The sequence below is a fragment of the Streptomyces mexicanus genome (genome assembly GCF_902506575.1).
Taxonomy (GTDB): Bacteria; Actinomycetota; Actinomycetes; order Streptomycetales; family Streptomycetaceae; genus Streptomyces; species Streptomyces mexicanus.
In genome coordinates this window covers 2,469,519-2,483,864 of sequence record NZ_LR732544.1, presented here as the reverse complement: position 1 = coordinate 2,483,864, position 14,346 = coordinate 2,469,519, and the positions used below count along the sequence as shown (strand labels likewise).

Annotated in this window: 14 protein-coding genes and 3 pseudogenes; 7 read left to right on the top strand and 10 right to left on the bottom strand. The window is 69.4% G+C overall.

Annotated features, from left to right (window positions below):
• Window positions 1–65: 65 nt before the first annotated feature.
• The 5 genes and pseudogenes from GV126_RS11135 to GV126_RS11115 form a co-directional block, all read right to left on the bottom strand.
• The gene (locus GV126_RS11135; protein WP_159664933.1) at window positions 66–926 is read right to left on the bottom strand and encodes a hypothetical protein; all 861 of its coding nucleotides are present in this window, start codon (window positions 924–926) and stop codon (window positions 66–68) included.
• A gap of 233 nt (window positions 927–1,159) precedes the next feature.
• Window positions 1,160–1,417 carry a hypothetical protein gene (locus tag GV126_RS11130; RefSeq protein ID WP_159664931.1) on the bottom strand — a complete coding sequence of 86 codons (258 nt, stop codon included), beginning with the start codon at window positions 1,415–1,417 and terminating at the stop codon, window positions 1,160–1,162.
• Window positions 1,418–1,446: 29 nt separating this feature from the next.
• Window positions 1,447–2,376, bottom strand: coding sequence for a hypothetical protein (locus tag GV126_RS11125; protein ID WP_159664928.1), 930 nt, complete (start codon window positions 2,374–2,376; stop codon window positions 1,447–1,449).
• 250 nt (window positions 2,377–2,626) lie between these two features.
• Entirely contained in the window at window positions 2,627–2,800 is a 174-nt protein-coding gene (locus GV126_RS36355) for a hypothetical protein (RefSeq protein ID WP_236569950.1), read from the bottom strand.
• A 504-nt stretch (window positions 2,801–3,304) separates the two neighbouring features.
• Window positions 3,305–3,856 (bottom strand): annotated as a pseudogene (locus GV126_RS11115) (Mom family adenine methylcarbamoylation protein); the annotation flags it as partial.
• Between the two features lie 129 nt (window positions 3,857–3,985).
• On the opposite strand from GV126_RS11115, the gene GV126_RS11110 reads away from it, so the two are divergent.
• Window positions 3,986–4,186, top strand: a complete 201-nt coding sequence (locus GV126_RS11110; RefSeq protein ID WP_159664922.1) for a hypothetical protein — start codon at window positions 3,986–3,988, stop codon at window positions 4,184–4,186.
• 58 nt (window positions 4,187–4,244) lie between these two features.
• Here GV126_RS11110 and GV126_RS11105 read toward each other — a convergent pair whose 3' ends face one another.
• Window positions 4,245–4,637: a hypothetical protein gene (locus tag GV126_RS11105; protein ID WP_159664919.1), complete on the bottom strand. Its 393-nt coding sequence runs from the start codon at window positions 4,635–4,637 to the stop codon at window positions 4,245–4,247.
• A gap of 83 nt (window positions 4,638–4,720) precedes the next feature.
• Between GV126_RS11105 and GV126_RS37290 the strand changes: the two are divergent.
• Window positions 4,721–4,905 (top strand): annotated as a pseudogene (locus GV126_RS37290) (ISAzo13 family transposase); the annotation flags it as partial.
• An 87-nt stretch (window positions 4,906–4,992) separates the two neighbouring features.
• Here GV126_RS37290 and GV126_RS11100 read toward each other — a convergent pair.
• Window positions 4,993–6,081, bottom strand: a complete 1,089-nt coding sequence (locus GV126_RS11100; protein WP_159664916.1) for a hypothetical protein — start codon at window positions 6,079–6,081, stop codon at window positions 4,993–4,995.
• Between the two features lie 133 nt (window positions 6,082–6,214).
• On the opposite strand from GV126_RS11100, the gene GV126_RS11095 reads away from it, so the two are divergent.
• Window positions 6,215–6,751 carry a phosphate-starvation-inducible PsiE family protein gene (locus GV126_RS11095; protein ID WP_159664913.1) on the top strand — a complete coding sequence of 179 codons (537 nt, stop codon included), beginning with the start codon at window positions 6,215–6,217 and terminating at the stop codon, window positions 6,749–6,751.
• On the opposite strand, the gene GV126_RS11090 is transcribed toward GV126_RS11095, so the two are convergent.
• Entirely contained in the window at window positions 6,725–8,899 is a 2,175-nt protein-coding gene (locus GV126_RS11090; RefSeq protein WP_159664910.1) for an FUSC family protein, read from the bottom strand. The two genes, GV126_RS11095 and GV126_RS11090, sit on opposite strands and share 27 nt — an antisense overlap.
• Window positions 8,900–9,186: 287 nt before the next feature.
• On the opposite strand from GV126_RS11090, the gene GV126_RS11085 reads away from it, so the two are divergent.
• The 4 genes and pseudogenes from GV126_RS11085 to GV126_RS11075 all read left to right on the top strand — a co-directional run bounded on the left by GV126_RS11085 (window position 9,187) and on the right by GV126_RS11075 (window position 11,726).
• The gene (locus GV126_RS11085) at window positions 9,187–9,480 is read left to right on the top strand and encodes a hypothetical protein (RefSeq protein ID WP_159664907.1); all 294 of its coding nucleotides are present in this window, start codon (window positions 9,187–9,189) and stop codon (window positions 9,478–9,480) included.
• A 243-nt stretch (window positions 9,481–9,723) separates the two neighbouring features.
• Window positions 9,724–10,173, top strand: a complete 450-nt coding sequence (locus GV126_RS11080) for a DUF1931 family protein (protein WP_159664904.1) — start codon at window positions 9,724–9,726, stop codon at window positions 10,171–10,173.
• A gap of 125 nt (window positions 10,174–10,298) precedes the next feature.
• Window positions 10,299–10,457 (top strand): annotated as a pseudogene (locus tag GV126_RS37640) (ISNCY family transposase); the annotation flags it as partial.
• A gap of 75 nt (window positions 10,458–10,532) precedes the next feature.
• Entirely contained in the window at window positions 10,533–11,726 is a 1,194-nt protein-coding gene (locus GV126_RS11075) for a PP2C family protein-serine/threonine phosphatase (RefSeq protein ID WP_159664901.1), read from the top strand.
• 145 nt (window positions 11,727–11,871) lie between these two features.
• Here the strand turns inward: GV126_RS11075 and GV126_RS11070 are convergent, their stop codons facing one another.
• Window positions 11,872–12,264, bottom strand: a complete 393-nt coding sequence (locus tag GV126_RS11070; protein ID WP_159664898.1) for a DUF2267 domain-containing protein — start codon at window positions 12,262–12,264, stop codon at window positions 11,872–11,874.
• A 20-nt stretch (window positions 12,265–12,284) separates the two neighbouring features.
• Window positions 12,285–14,216, bottom strand: a complete 1,932-nt coding sequence (locus GV126_RS11065) for an MFS transporter (RefSeq protein ID WP_159664895.1) — start codon at window positions 14,214–14,216, stop codon at window positions 12,285–12,287.
• Between the last annotated feature and the right edge of the window lie 130 nt (window positions 14,217–14,346).

Here is a 14,346-nt window from a genome sequence, read left to right as displayed (position 1 = left end):
AGGCCGCCGGCCGGGCGTTGCCGCGCCCGGCCGGCGGAAAGAATGGATCAGGAGCCCTGGGTGAGTCAGCGGGTGTGCGGCTGCCCGGACTGGTCCGTGAGGACGGGTCCGCCGCCGTGTTTGCGGGCGCAGTCGAGGACGGCGGCCGTCAGGGCTGCGGTGTCCGCGGCACGGGTCAGGCCCTGGCGCGCGGAGCGGTAGACCTCGACGGAGACGCCGTTGAAGTCGTCCCACACGGCGAGCCAGCCGCCACGGTCGTCGACTGTGGGCTGGGAGCCGGGTGCTTGCACGTCGGCGGGCGTGCGGCTGATGGTCATCTGCGATCCGTCGGCGAGGGGGACGCGCAGGTGCGTTCCCGCCTTCTCGTGGACGGGGATCCAGTACAGGCCCGCCGTCTCCAGCTGTCCCACGAGCGAGGTCGCGTCATCGTCGGGCAGGTCGGCGAGCTGCAGCTCACGCGTGTAGTGGGTGAGCGTGATGTCGAGGATCCGCAGCGTGGAGACGTCGACGCGCACGGCCTGGGCGCGCTCCTGGTTCTTGGCGGTCCACTCGTAGAAGTAGCGGACTTCGTCGCCGGTAGACAGAACGGCCGGGCCGAACCCCGTCAGTGAGCCGTCCTCGAGCGCACGGGCGAATTTGAAGAACCGCTTCACCTCCTGCGCGCCGGCCGGGAGATCCGGCAGCGGCGTCGGTTCGCCCGCACCCGGCAGGCCCTCAAAGGCGGTGACCGTCCGGACCTGGAGGAGCGTGTGCTCGGTGAGCTCGATCCGGGCCGTCGACTGCTTCGCGGACCAGAAGTCGTGCTGCTGGCGAACGGCCGAGGCCGAGTGCAGGCCAGTCGTCCGGTTCACGGACCCGTACGTGTCGCAGACCGCCACCGTCCAGTAGACGGTGCTCTGCTCGGGGCTGAGGGGAAGGGTGATCACGTCTGCTCCTGAGTCGGCTGGTGACTGATCCAGGTTGCCGCCTGGATCTAAAATCAATTATACGCTCTTACTGGGATGCTGCAACCCCCTTGATGTGAGGGGGGTGCAGGTCAGTGGCTACTTCCCAGGGATGGCGCCACTGGTCCGAGTCGTGAGCCGGCGCTGCGCGGACTGCCGGAACTGAGTGCAGGCTTCCCGTGCGGCACACCGCGGTTCATGGCAAGGTCCGTCGGCTACAGCAAGGGCATGGGGGCTGCGTCGTCGACGCCCAGGAGGAGCACGTGGTGCCCGACGGTCTCCGGGATGCCGGCGGTGACCTTTTCGATGTCGAGACGCAGGCGGATGCGTCCGGCGCCTTCGCCGTTGGCCGCGAGGTCGTGTTCCAGTTCGTCGTCGAGGCGGTCCATGGCGGCCTCGGCCGCGGCGTAGTCGGCCAGGTCGCGGGCGAGGAGCCGGCCAGTGGCGGTATCGCGGAGCTGATAGCTGGGCATCGGGGGCCGTCCTTCTGCTGGTAGGAAGATCAGGAGGTGGGGTTGGCGAGCCTGCGTGCCGCGTTCACCGCACGCGACCAGACGTCGGGGCTGCCTCCGTGTTCGCGGGCGAGGGAGGCGGCAAGACCTCGAACGTCGCCGCGCTCGCGCAGGGCGGACAGGGCGATGGCCGCCCGCCGGTCGGCTTCGGAGCGTCGCGGCGCGGCCGCCGGGTGGTGTTTGAGGGCGTTGCGGACGGCGTACTCCCAGGACCTCTGCGGGCCCCCGTACTGGACGCTGAGCTCTGCGGCCAGCCCCGGGTGGTAGCCGTCGCGGTCGATCGCCTCGGTGGCGTACTGTTCGGCGAGCTGCGTGGCGGTGAGCGGCTCACCGCCGGCGTGGGCGCTCAGCTCGGCCGCGAGGGCCTCCTCGAGGGCGGAGGGCCGGCCGACGGGCGCCTCCGGCTGCGGCCCGGGGCGGCGGCCGGCCTTGCCGAGCTTGTCCCCGGTGCGCTTGCGGTCGAAGTCCTGCAGGTCGCCGACGCGGAAGCCGGGGATCATGCGGCCGGTGGGGCCCTGGACCGGCTCGTCGACGGGCTCTGGAAAGTAGCCGGGGTTCGCCTGCCGGTACTTGCGGATCACCGAAGGCCCGCTGAACTTGAGCAGTTCGGCGGCCTTGTTGATGGAGACGACGTCCTCGGGGTCGAGCTCGTACAGCTCGGGATCGGCCTTGAGGACCTTGCTCGCCTTCTCCTGCTGGAACCAGGTGTAGAAGTTGCGGAACTGCTGCTCGTCGTAGAAGTCGGTCCCGTCGATGCGCTCCTTCTCCGGGTGGCGGTGCTCCTCGGGCTGCTCGAGGCGCAGCTTGTACCAGCGGGCCGCGGTGCCGGCGCTGGCGCCGGTGAACTCGCGGATCCAGTCACGGTTGACCACGGCGCGGTCGCCGATGACGCGACGCTGCGGGTTCAGGGCCTTGGACATTGCATTCTCCGGTTCGGGCCGCGGCCCTATACTGAGGGCCTGCTCCTCTTGTTCTTCCGGCGCTCAGGTGCCGGGGGCGAGTCGAGTTGGTGATGGTGGTCGGCGGGACGTTCGGCCGGGGTTGCCGCTCTGGGCCGACACCCCCGTGAGGGGGTGCCTTCCGCCGTCCACCGCTTTTGCCGCTTGTTTCGTGTAATCAATATGACGCTCTTGATGGGAGGCTGTCAATCTCGCCGGCACCCAGACCGCGTCACGACCTGTCGCGGCGGTGCGCCGCCCACTCCCGTTCGAAGTGCGGCACCTGCTTGTCCCGGACATGGAACGGGGCGGTGACCATCAGTTCCTCCACCGTCGGAAGAGTCGGCCCGCGCCGCTGGACCCACGCCCGCACCCGCCCGTAGCGCTCGTCGACCTCGACGGGCACACCGTGCCGCTCCGAGACGCTCCGCAGCCTCTGGCCGAGAGCGGCTGCCCGGCCCACGTCGACCCGCTCCACCGAGCGCGGCGATCAGTGCGTCGCCGACCTCGCCCTTGGCGTGCAGGCTGCAGATCCGGATGCCGCCCTGCTGGGGAACGGTTCCATTGGTCTCGTACTCGTCCCACAGCTCCCACGGTCCGCGCTGGACGATCCGCTCCGGTCGGCGGGAGTCGTCCATCACCGCGATCGCCAAAGCGCGGCTGGACCGGGAGACCTGAACGAGCCGGACCTGGTGCTTACGAAGGAGCGGCAGCACGAACTGCTCGGCGTGGGCACGGGTGGTCGGCCACTCGCTCCCGGTGAGCTGGTGGATCACCATGGTGCGGGCCAGGTCCACTCCGTGGGCGGCCGGGTCGTCCAGCATCTTCACGAGGTACGCGGTCGAGTCGACGCCCAGGCCCCAGGAGATGACCAGATCGACCCCTTCGCGGCCAGGGCGGAGTGCGGCAGTCATGCGACAGCACCCCCTCGGTCGGCCTTCGGATACGGGTAGGAGGTGGCGGCGAACCGGCGGCCGGCGCGCGGCCCGATGTAGGCCGCATAGCGATGGTTGCCTCCGTGGGATACGACCCGCGCCCCTACGGCCTGCAGGGCCTCCTCCAGCCACCCCCGGCCCGGCTCACCCTCGCTGCGGGGGCGGGCGCCGAGAGCGACCAGACGCCGCTCGACTCCGCCGCGGCCGCACTCGTCGTTGCGGACCTTGGACATCGCGCGGTCGTGGAGGACTGAGCCGTCAGGCAGCATGGTCAGGCGCCGCGGTCGCGTCTTGCCCAGGTAATCCATCCCTTTGGCCTGGTAGATCGTCCCGTGATGGCCAGGAAAGATCACCTCGGGTCCGTGGGCGGTGAGGCGCGTCCTGGGCTCGGGGTCGCTGTGCGCGACGATCCCCCGGACGCCTCGGGCGGCCGCCAGTCGGAATACGCGCGCCTGCGCCCACGTCTCCGCGTTCGCCGGTACCTCGTCGAGCAGCACCAGCCGGTTCAACTCCAGCGACTCCTCGTACGGGACCTTCTGCGCACCGTACGCAGCCGTTGCTGCAGGTCATGCCGCGTTGAACCTGTGGGTCGATGCGTTGATGAACTGGGGATACGTCGCCTGCCGAGTGCCGGCTGGCCTCCGATCGCGAAGGCAATGCAGTACGTCGCCGTCCGCGACGGCGACGGAGTGGCCCGCACCCTGCCGGAGATCGGCACTGTCAGCGGCGGCGGGAAGCTGTACGAGGTGGGCCTGGGATTCGCCGCCGTCGCCCGCCACGTGCTGCCCGAGAGGAGGTTCGGCCGGCACGGCGGCGTGTGGCGGTTCGACGCCGTTGTTAGGCAGAACTCTAGGTAACCCGCCAGTAGCCTCCGACGTTGGACCCGGCACGTGGCAGTGAGTGGCGATGTCTTGATCAGGCCGGGGTGTCGGATACGGCCTGGGCCAGTGGGCCGAGGTCGCCGTACAGTGCCGCGTGCAGTGCGGCGGCGAGTTCGCGCGCCCGGTTCTCGTTCTCCAGGTCGTATAGGACGAAGTAGACCGGTCCGGCGGAGAAATCGGGACGGATCTCGCGGGAGCGGATTAGGCGGATGAGCGCGTTCCGGACGGCGTCGTACACCGTGGCGTCGATGTCGTGCTCGAAGGCCGTGAGCGCGTCGGCCTTGACCGTCCAGCGCTGGGCCTGGCACTCGACGGCAACGAATACGGCACGCTGCTGCATGGCTGACCGGTATGCGGCGTTGAAGGCGTCCTGGCCCGTGGCGTCGGGGACCAGGTCGGCGGGGCAGGGTGTGGGCAGCGGCTGCATGACGAGCATCGTGCCAGGGCGAGCTGGCCGGGCCCCGGCGGCTCGCTACGGGGTGTCGCCCGCGGGGCCGCGGCGGTCGGAGTGCCCGATCGCTCGGCCACGGCGGGATCTGAGCGGTCGCTCGTGCCGCCGGCGTCCGTGAAGCGACTGTGTCCCTCGGCGTGCGGGAACTCGACTGCGGCCAGGCGCCAATGGGACGGGTCCGCAGGGCGGCGGTGGCCGCAAGCCGCACCGGCGCCTTGTCCACAGCGCTCCTCGGCAGCAGCCGTATGAAGGCGAACCCGCTCGACACGGCCAGGCAGGGCAGTCGTAACAGCACGATCCACCAACCTGACACTGCGCAGCCGAGGGCTCCTCACCTGGACCGGTCGCGGGCCTCGGTCAGCTGCCGCTGACGTTTCCGGTGGCGTTGCCCGTACGCGGCGTCGCGCCCCTCCTCGGCGTTCTCGAGTCCTGTCCCGAAAGCACCGCCGATCATGGAGCTGGACGTGACGAACCAGCTCAGCGTGAGGTAGTCCGAGGCATCGACGGCGTGGTGCACGATCCGGCCGAAGACGGATGGGGTCACGACCAGGAACGAGACCGCCACGAGGGTCACGAACAGCGCAGCGTAGAGGAAGAACACCCCCAGCCCGATGGTGAGGAGCGTGACCAGGTTATAGGGGTACAGCGGCGCGTGGGCGCCAGGCAGGTCCCCGGCGCGTTCCCACAGCCGGTGGTCGATGATGATCCACGCGGTGAGGGCGAGGGTGGACAGCACCGCGATGAGCATCAGCTGCGGGATGCCTAGAGCGGTGGCGACCTGCCAGGTCGTGGCGTTGATGAAGCCGACGGCTGCGGTGGCGAAGACCCCAGCCATGGCGCGGGAGAGGCTCGCGAACAGTCGCCAGGGACGGTTGGCGCGCACCATGCCCAGGACCAGACGGACGTGGCCGCGTAGCCCCGGCACCACGTAGCGTTCGCGGTCGGACTCCTCCGCGGGTGCCGGACGGCCGACGGAGGAATCCAGCGGTTTTTCGTCCTGCGCGGTCAGTTGCCTGACGGCGCCGACCACCACCTGCCGCACCCGGCGCCGCAGACGCCGGGAGCCGAGGGCGGGCAGTGAGACCAGCGCGATCCTGTGCTCCGGGTCGACTTCGATGCTGACCGGGTTGCGCTCCGCCCGGCGCGGCAGATCGGTGAGCAAGACGCCGATGTCCCAGTCGCCGTCCTCGAGATGGGTGCCGACGATTTCGGCCACGTCGGACACGTCGACCTGCTCGTTTGCCACCAAGGGCGCCGTCACAGTGTCCACCTGCCAGCGGATGCCCCTGCCGATGCGGCGGCGCAGATGCTCCGGCAGACGGGGGGCGAGGTCTCGGGCGATTTCGGAGGGCAGGCCCGGGTCGGCGACCAAGACAAGCCGCAGGTTCCTGACGGTCGTGTCCGCGTCGGGCTGTCTCATACACCCTCGTCCTGCCAGGTAGGACTGGTGACGTCGTGCCTCATCCCTTCCACCAGGCTGCCATCACAGGGAGGGCTGCGCCCGTCCACCCGTTCGGCAGCACGCCGCGCCCGCGGGCGGGGGCACCCCTAGCATGCTGAATGTGCGACCCATTCTCCCGAAGATCGAGGGCGGCCGGGTACAGGGCCTCCTACAGCTCATCGAGGACGGCATCCACCTCATCGTCGGGGCGCTCCTCGTACTGCTCGCGGGGATCCTGACCGTCGGGGTCGTCCATGACGTCATCAGGTCGATCCAGGGGCCGTACCGCGAGGAAACGGTCATTCTCTCCGCCCTGGACAGCAGCCTGGTGCTGTTCATCGTGGCCGAGCTGCTCCACACCGTCCGCCTCACCATCAGGAACCAGACCCTCGACGCGGAGCCGTTCCTCGTCGTCGGCCTGATTGCCGGCATCCGCAAGGTGCTCATCGTGACGGCCGAGGCGGAGAAGTCCTTCCGCTGGAACGTCGAGGGGATCGAACTGCTCATCCTGGCGGGGCTGATCCTCGTGATGGCGACAGCGGTGTACGTGTGGCGGCGCTCGACGCGGCCGGGAGATTACTTCCCGCTCCAGGAGGCGGGGCGCTCCCCATCGCCGACTTCGTCACCCACTCCGGTGCGCGGCTCCTGATCCGTCACCTTCCGCCGCCGCGGCCGCCCGCACTCTCTGCTCCTCGCGAGCAGAGCCGACGTCCCGTTCCAGGGGCGTGCGGCTCACGGCCGTCGCGAGGTCCTCCAAGGCTTGCTTCTGCAGTTCCGCCTCGCGCCGCAGGACCGGGCTCCGGTCCCCGGCGGCGCCCTCCCACGCGTGGAGCGCCTCCTCCACGCGCCCCCAGTCCGGATTCCTGTGCTCGCGCACGTCGGCTGCCGCTTTCGCGGTGTCCGCCTCCAGGGCGTCGGCGAACCGCTCCGCCTCGGGGACGACACGGCTGTCGGCCCGCGGGACGTGGCTCTCCATGAGCATCGTTGCCCGGCCGAACCCCTTGAGCGCCTCCTGCGCCTCCTGCGCCTCGCGCGACGTGAGCCCCCGGGGGCGGACTGGTTCCTGCCTTGCCCGGTCGTATGCCTCCTGCCAGGCAGCACGTGCCTCCCTGCTCTCCAGCAGTGCCCTGCGCATGTCGGCGTGATGCTCTCGGGTCGGTTCGGCGTAGTTGCGGAGCACCGCGGCCGCGTAGCGGCCGTTGGCGGCTAGCCAGTCCGCAAGCCGGCCCGGCAGCCGGGGTGTCTCCCATGCGGGGAACACCAGGTACGCCAGCATTGCCAGGGCCCCGCCGAGCAGGGTGAGCACCACCCGCTCCGGGACCGTCTGCTCCCATGCCTGGCCGCCCATGCCGAGCAGGAAGACGACGTACGCGGCGGTGAAGCACTGGGAGTAGGCGTAGCCGGTACGGATCAGCGTGTACGACAGGCCCGCCGAGACCACCGCCAGCACGCCGGACACATGGGCGTCCGGGCCCAGGCCCCGCACCATCCCGGTGGCGAGCGCGACCCCCGCCAGGGTCCCGGCGAGACGGGCCACCGCACGCGCGTACGTCCGGTGGAAGTCCGGCCGCATCACCATCACCGAGGCAATGGGTGCCCAGTAGCCGTGACCCAGGGGGAGCCGGGCGGCGATCAGATAGCCGAGCGTGGCCACCGCCGCCAGGCGGACGGCGTGCCGGAACACGGGCGAGTCCCGGCGGAGCTCACGGCGCACCGCCCGGACGACGACCGGGACCAGCCGGAACAGTGTCGGGCGTACCAGGAACTGGGCGCTCGCGGGGCCGGGCGGCGTGGGCGTCCTCCCGCGCGCGCAGCCGCTCCCGGCGATCTCCAACGCCTCGCCGAGCAGTTCCACGAGCCGCTCGGCGGCCTGCCGCGCGGGGCCCTCCAGCACCTCGTGCTCCTCGTCGACGCGCAGGACGTCCGTGCTCTCGGGCCGCACCTCGGCGGGGGTGCCGCGGCGGATCGAACGGGCGACCGCATCCAGAACGTCGGCGGCCGCGTCGAGCAACTCCCGCGCGCGGTCCCGCCCGGGTCCCTCCGCCGGGGCGCCAACGTCCGGGTCGGCGAGCGCGGCGACCACCGGCCGAATGCGCTCGGCGAGTCCCCGGGGGCCGTGCAGGACGGGGGGACGGGTGCGGGCCTGTGACGGCGTCACGGCGGCCGCGTCCCGGGCCGTCATCAACGGCTCCGGGTCGAACGGGGCGGTCGGGTCGTGCCGCAGCCGGCGGGCGTAGTCCGCCACGGCGGCCAGGGCGTCGGCGAGCGCGTCCCGATGCGCCCCCCAACGGCGGATCGGGAACAGCAGGATCAGCACGGCCTGCGTCACGCCCCCGAGCGCGATGACCCCGGCGTGCTCCAGGGCTCGCCCGAAGCTCGTGGGAAGGGTGATGGTCACCAGCATGCTGCCGACCGTCGTCGCTGCGACGATCCCAGCGGTCGATCCGACGGCCCACGCCATTCCCGCGGCAAAGGCCCATACGGCCAGCAGTGGGAGGAACGTCACGAGTCGCCCCGCCGCCAGGTAGCCCACGAAGGTGCTGAGCGCCAGACCCGCGCCCGCGCCGAGCGCGATCACCTTGCGTGGACGCCAGGTGCGCTGAAAGGTGGCCCCACCCGCGGAGTAGGCGCCGAGGGCGGCGGACGCGGCATACGCAGGGGAGACCAGCCACAGCGCCGGCCCGATGACGATGGCCACCCCAGCGGCCGTACGCAGCGCGAGCAGGGGTTCCAGCCGCGTCTCCTCGATCGTGAGCCCGGATCGCACGACCTCCCCGAAGGCCCGCAGCCACGTCACGGGTGTGAGCCTAGCCGGAACGCCCTGCCGGGTCGCGTCGGCCGCGCCGCCGCCTCCTGGCGGCGCCGCGCTCGGCGGACTCGCGATCCCGGGCCGACCTACACCCACAAACCGGCACCCTCGCGTACAGGGCGATCGGTGACCACACCCCCCAGCGCCACCTGTTCACCACCAGCTGCAGCGGCTCGACGTCGTCCTCGTGGCCGATCCGAGATGGCCAACGGAGGACACGAAGCGACTGAAGAACGGACCGGCCCTACCAGGACAACACTCGCCCCGTCATCGCCATGATCGGCCCGCCGGAGCACATCGTGCTGCTGTCGCTGCCCATGCTCAGCCTGATGCGCGCCGCCCACCGGCTGAGGGGCGCGGCCCTCGGCGTGATCGGAGCGCTGATCCCGGAGTCCGGCAACACCCTGCCACCCGGGAGGATCCAGTACACCAGCGAGGCACCGCACGTCCGCGGGCGTTTGCGGCTGCTAGGCGGGATGGTCCGCGTCAACCGGCCCTGGCTGTGCTGTTCACCGGCCTCTCCCGAGCGCTCGCCGGCGTGTTCGCCACCGCGGCGCTCGGCTTCATGAGCAGCGACATCTGGGGTCACCCTTTCCGTGGGGCAGCTCCGCGACACGGTGTTCTTCGCCCTGCTGTCGATCCGCACGCCCGTCCGACTACCCGGGCAGTCGGACGCCTGGGCCTGGCAGGCCAATACAGGGAGGCTAATTGGGCCCGACATGCGCATGCGTTCGCGCGCCCCGTCGGCCAGGCTGAACGGGAAGCCCAGGAGCCGGGAGCCCACCCGGCGCCCGCAGCCGGAGGTTGCCGTCATGACCGTGATGTCCATCGCCAGGTTCGAAAGGTTCTTCCGCGCGGCCGCGGGGCTGGACGTCGACAAGAACGATCTCAAGCGCTACAGCGACTTCGTCGACGCCAAGCTCTACGATCTGCTGACCGTCGCCCAGGCCACTGCCCAGGCCAACGGGCGCGACATCATCCGGACCTGTGACCTACCGATCACGAAAGGCCTGCAGGAGAGCATTCACCACTTCCAGAAGATCAACCAGGAAGTAGAACTCAAACCGATCCTGGAACAGCTCGCCACCCACCCCGCTCTGGACCGCACGCCCGACGAGGAGACCGAGGCGGCCTATCCGGACATCATCGGCGGACTCAGCCTGGCCCTGGCCCAGAGCTTCAAGATCCTCCACCCCGACCTGAAAAACCCCCAGACTCAGCACTGGGACGAGGCCCGCGCCGTCTTCGACCTCCTGCTGTGAGTCGCGACCGGACCAGACGGTGCAGGCCACGCCCAAACAGCGTCAGCGCGTTCTGCTTCCTCGGCTGCCGCAACGACCTGCTGGCTCGCCGCAGGCCCTCGTCCACGTCCAAGGTGGTGCCCAAAGCGGGTATGGGCGGTCAGCTGGCCGAGACCGCGGCGGGCACCCACTGCTGGAGTAGATCGCTGTGCGGCTTGCGGGCATCCGCACGATCCCCCGACCGGCTCGTGACGTCAGCCGATCCCGAAGCCCGGCCGATCCGCAAGGGCAAGCTCCAACACCCAGGCTGATCGGCTCACATCTCGGATGTCGGAGAGCTCAGATTGTGGCGGCTCGATCTCGCGGGGATCATCGAAGGCATGGACAGGAACATGTCCGTCGGGTCCGGTGAGCGGCTGCTGGAGGAACTGGTCAGAGCAGCCCAGCTGGCATCACCTGCGGAACTGCCCGTGGTCCTGAACCGGTATGCCGAGGCCATGGGTATAGGCAGGGCCGTTATCTATCTGGTCGACATCCAGCAAAGACTGCTGGTGCCGCTTGTCGAAAGCGAGCCGGAACTGGAGCTGGACACTTCGCTGGCCGGATGGGCCTACCGCACCGACTCTCTCCGAGTGGAAGAAGTCCCCTCCGGCGGGCTGAACGTATGGCTGCCCCTGGCCGACGGAGCGGAGCGGCTGGGCGTCGTGGAGCTGAACATGAGCACCCTGGACGGGCTCAAGCTGCGGCGCTGTCGAACGACGGCGCTGCTCCTCGCACTGATCATCACATCCAAGCGCACCTACAGCGACACCATCGCGCAGCGCATGCGTACCAGGCCGATGCACCTGCCCACGGAGATGGTGAGGGCTTTTCTCCCTCCCCGGTCGATCGGCACCGGGCGGGTCGTTTCGACGGCGGTTCTGGAGCCTGCGTACGAACTGGGCGGCGATGCTTTCGACCATGCGTTCACCGAGGACGTTCTGCACGCCACGGTCCTTGACGGCATGGGGCACGATCTGGCGTCCGGACTTGCCACCTCTGTCGCCATGGCAGGTTGCCGTAACGCCCGGCGCAGCGGGGCAGACCTGGACGAACTCGTGGGCACCATGGACGAGGCACTGGCGAAGTGGCTTCCGGAACAGTTCTGCACGGGTGTCTTCACCCAGTTGCACATGCCCACCGGTGTGCTGCGCTGGTGCAACTGCGGCCACCCGCCCCCGTTGCTCATCCGTCGCCACCGCCTGCTCCGCAATGCCTTGGAGCGGCCACCTGAGCCTCCTCTGGGTCTACCCGCCAGTCTCGGCGGGACCGCCCGTCAGGTGCACGAGGTCAGCCTCGAACCCGGTGACCGAATACTGCTCTACTCAGACGGCGTCGTAGAGTCACGTGACGAGGCAGGCGAAGAGTTCGGCCTGGAGCGCTTCACCGACTACATCATCCGGTCGACCGCAGCGGGGCAGAGCGCCCCGGAAGCGCTGCGCCTGCTCATCCACGCCATCCTCGAGCATCGGCACAACAAACTCAGCGATGACGCCACGATCTTGATGTTCGAGTGGCAGCCTCCTGATCCGTAACGGCAAGAGCCGCAGGGCGCAACTGGGCGCCGGTACTCCGAGGTCCAGACGCTGACGTCAGTGGATGCCGACACTCGGCAACCGCCCGCGACGTAGTGCTGGGACGCATTTTTCGTTGGCCGTTCGTTCTGGGCGCCTCACGGGCTCAGTCCGCAAGGTCGGCCTTGCCGAACAGGATCGCGTAACTGGACGGGAGTTGGCTGATGATCTGATTCAGTTCTCCGCCGGTGACAGCGTCGGCAACCGTGGTCAGGACCGCGCTGGCGTCCCACTGCGCCGTACGCGGCCGGGCATGGGTGCGCTCGGCGACCCGGCGGTAGAACTCTTCGATCCCGAAGCTCTGCGCCTGCTGCGGCGTGGCATGGTCCAGAACCTGTCCCAGCGGGCCGGGCAGCTGGGATGCGAGGTCCTTGACCTCTCCCGGACTGATCCGTTGGGCCAGCACTTCCAGTACGGCCTTGGTGACGTCCGCGGCTTCGTCCTGGTCCTTGTATCCGCCTCGCTCGCGTACTTGGGCGAGGAATCCGTCGTATTTCATCGCTGCTCCTTCTGCCCCGGTCACCGCTGGTCATGGGGGTCGTCCGGTGTGCTGTCGGACCGGCCGCATCCGTCCGTCGGCGCGTAGCTGCCGTTGGCAAGACTCCTGGCCCTGAACTCCCGCTCGGACTCACGCAGGGCACGGCGGAAGCGTCCGGTGCCCCAGGAACGACCGCCCACGGCCTGTTCGAGTTGGTCGCGGCTCGTCGGGCCGGTTTCTTCGAGCGCGTGGGTGATCTGTTCGATCTCGTCGTCGAGGCGTTGTTCGGCCATGGCGGACGTACGGCTTGCCGTGCCCGCGGTGCCGGCCATCCCTGGCGAGTACATCCTGCTGCCCGGTCCGGTGCCCGGGCGGTAGCGGCGGGCTCGGGTGCGCTCCCGCTCCCGGCGGCGGGCGGTGCGGTCGGTGATCCGCTGTTCCCGCTCGTGCGCGGCCTGCCGGACGTGCTCGGGCCGGAGGCGGTCTCGTGCGTCCTGCGGTGCGGGCTCGTTGCGCCAGTCTGCCTCGGCTTCCTCAGCGGTGAGTGGGCGGGCGATGTTCTCCAGGGACTGTTGTTCGGCCCGCACACCGAAGAAGACCTCGGCCACCCCGCCCAGCGCCATGGCTGCCGCTCCGACGAGGAAGCCGATGCCCACCAGGTTGGCATCGCCAGTGTGAATCAAGTGGCCGAACAGCAGCGGGCCGGTGATTGCGCCCACGGCCGTGCCGATCGCGAAGAACAGCGAGATGGACAGCGCTCGGGTCTCCATGGGGAAGACCTCGCTCACCGTCAGGTAGGCCGAGCTCGCTCCCGCGGACGCCACGAAGAAGGTCAACGAGACCAGCAGGAAGAACGACCAAGTCGTCAGGGAGCCGTTGATCAGCAGGGCGGCGAGGACGGCTGCCACGACCGCCGAGCCGAAGTAGGTGCCCGCGATCATCGGTTTTCTGCCAAGGGTGTCGAACAGTCTGCCGAGAAGGAGTGGGCCGAGGAAGTTGGCGATCGCGAAGAGGACAAGGAAGTAGGGGATCGAGCCGGAGCCGATGTCGAAGAAGCCGTTCAGGATCGTGCCCAGGTCGAAGACGATCGCGTTGTACAGGAACGCCTGTCCGACGAAGAGCGCCAGACCGAGAACGGCGCGACGTGGATACCGCCGCAGAGCCACGCCGGCGATCTCCGTGAACGGGATGACGTCGCGCTGCCGTACGGTGACCGCCTCGCCCGGTTCCGGCAGCTCACGGCCGGTCTCCTCGTGCACCTCGGCCTCGATCCGGTCGACGATGCGTTCGGCCTCGTCTTCATGCCCGTGGATGAACAGCCAGCGCGGACTCTCCGGCACATGGCGGCGTACCAGCATGATGCCCAGGCCCAGAACGCCGCCGAGGCCGAAGGCCAGCCGCCAGCCAAGGCCGGCTGCCAGCAGACTCTCGTTGAGAAGCAGCACGGCGACCAGGCTGCCGAGCGCCGCACCGACCCAGTAGCTGCCGTTGATGGCCAGATCCACCTGCCCGCGGTTGCGGGCCGGAATCAGCTCGTCGATGGCCGAGTTGATCGCGGCATACTCTCCGCCGATGCCCATACCGGTGATGAAGCGGGCGAGGTAGAGGTACCAGGCGTCGTGGGCGAACGCGGTCGCGACGGTGGCGAGTATGTAGATGCCGAGCGTGATCATGAACAGCTTCTTGCGCCCGTAGCGGTCGGTGAGCCTCCCGAACAGGAGAGCGCCCGCACATGCACCCGCCACATAGACGGCTGCGGCAGTGCCTATGTCGGCGCTGGTCACGTTGATGCCACTGCCCGGCTCGGTCATGCGGGCGGCAACCGCCCCGACGATCGTCACTTCGAGCCCGTCCAGAATCCAGACGGCTCCCAGACCGATGATGATCCGCCGATGAAATCGGGACCACGGCAGCCGGTCAAGCCGAGCGGGGACCTTGGTCGTGATGACACCGAACTCGGCGGTCCTGGTCATGCCATGCCTTCTCGTTCAGAGCCATGGGCTGTTGCCTGCAGAGGAACAGAACAGGCCGGAATGGGTCGGTCCGAATAGGGTGGTCTTCTGTGCTGCGTTGCCACCTTCTGGGACACCGTTTTCGCTTTCT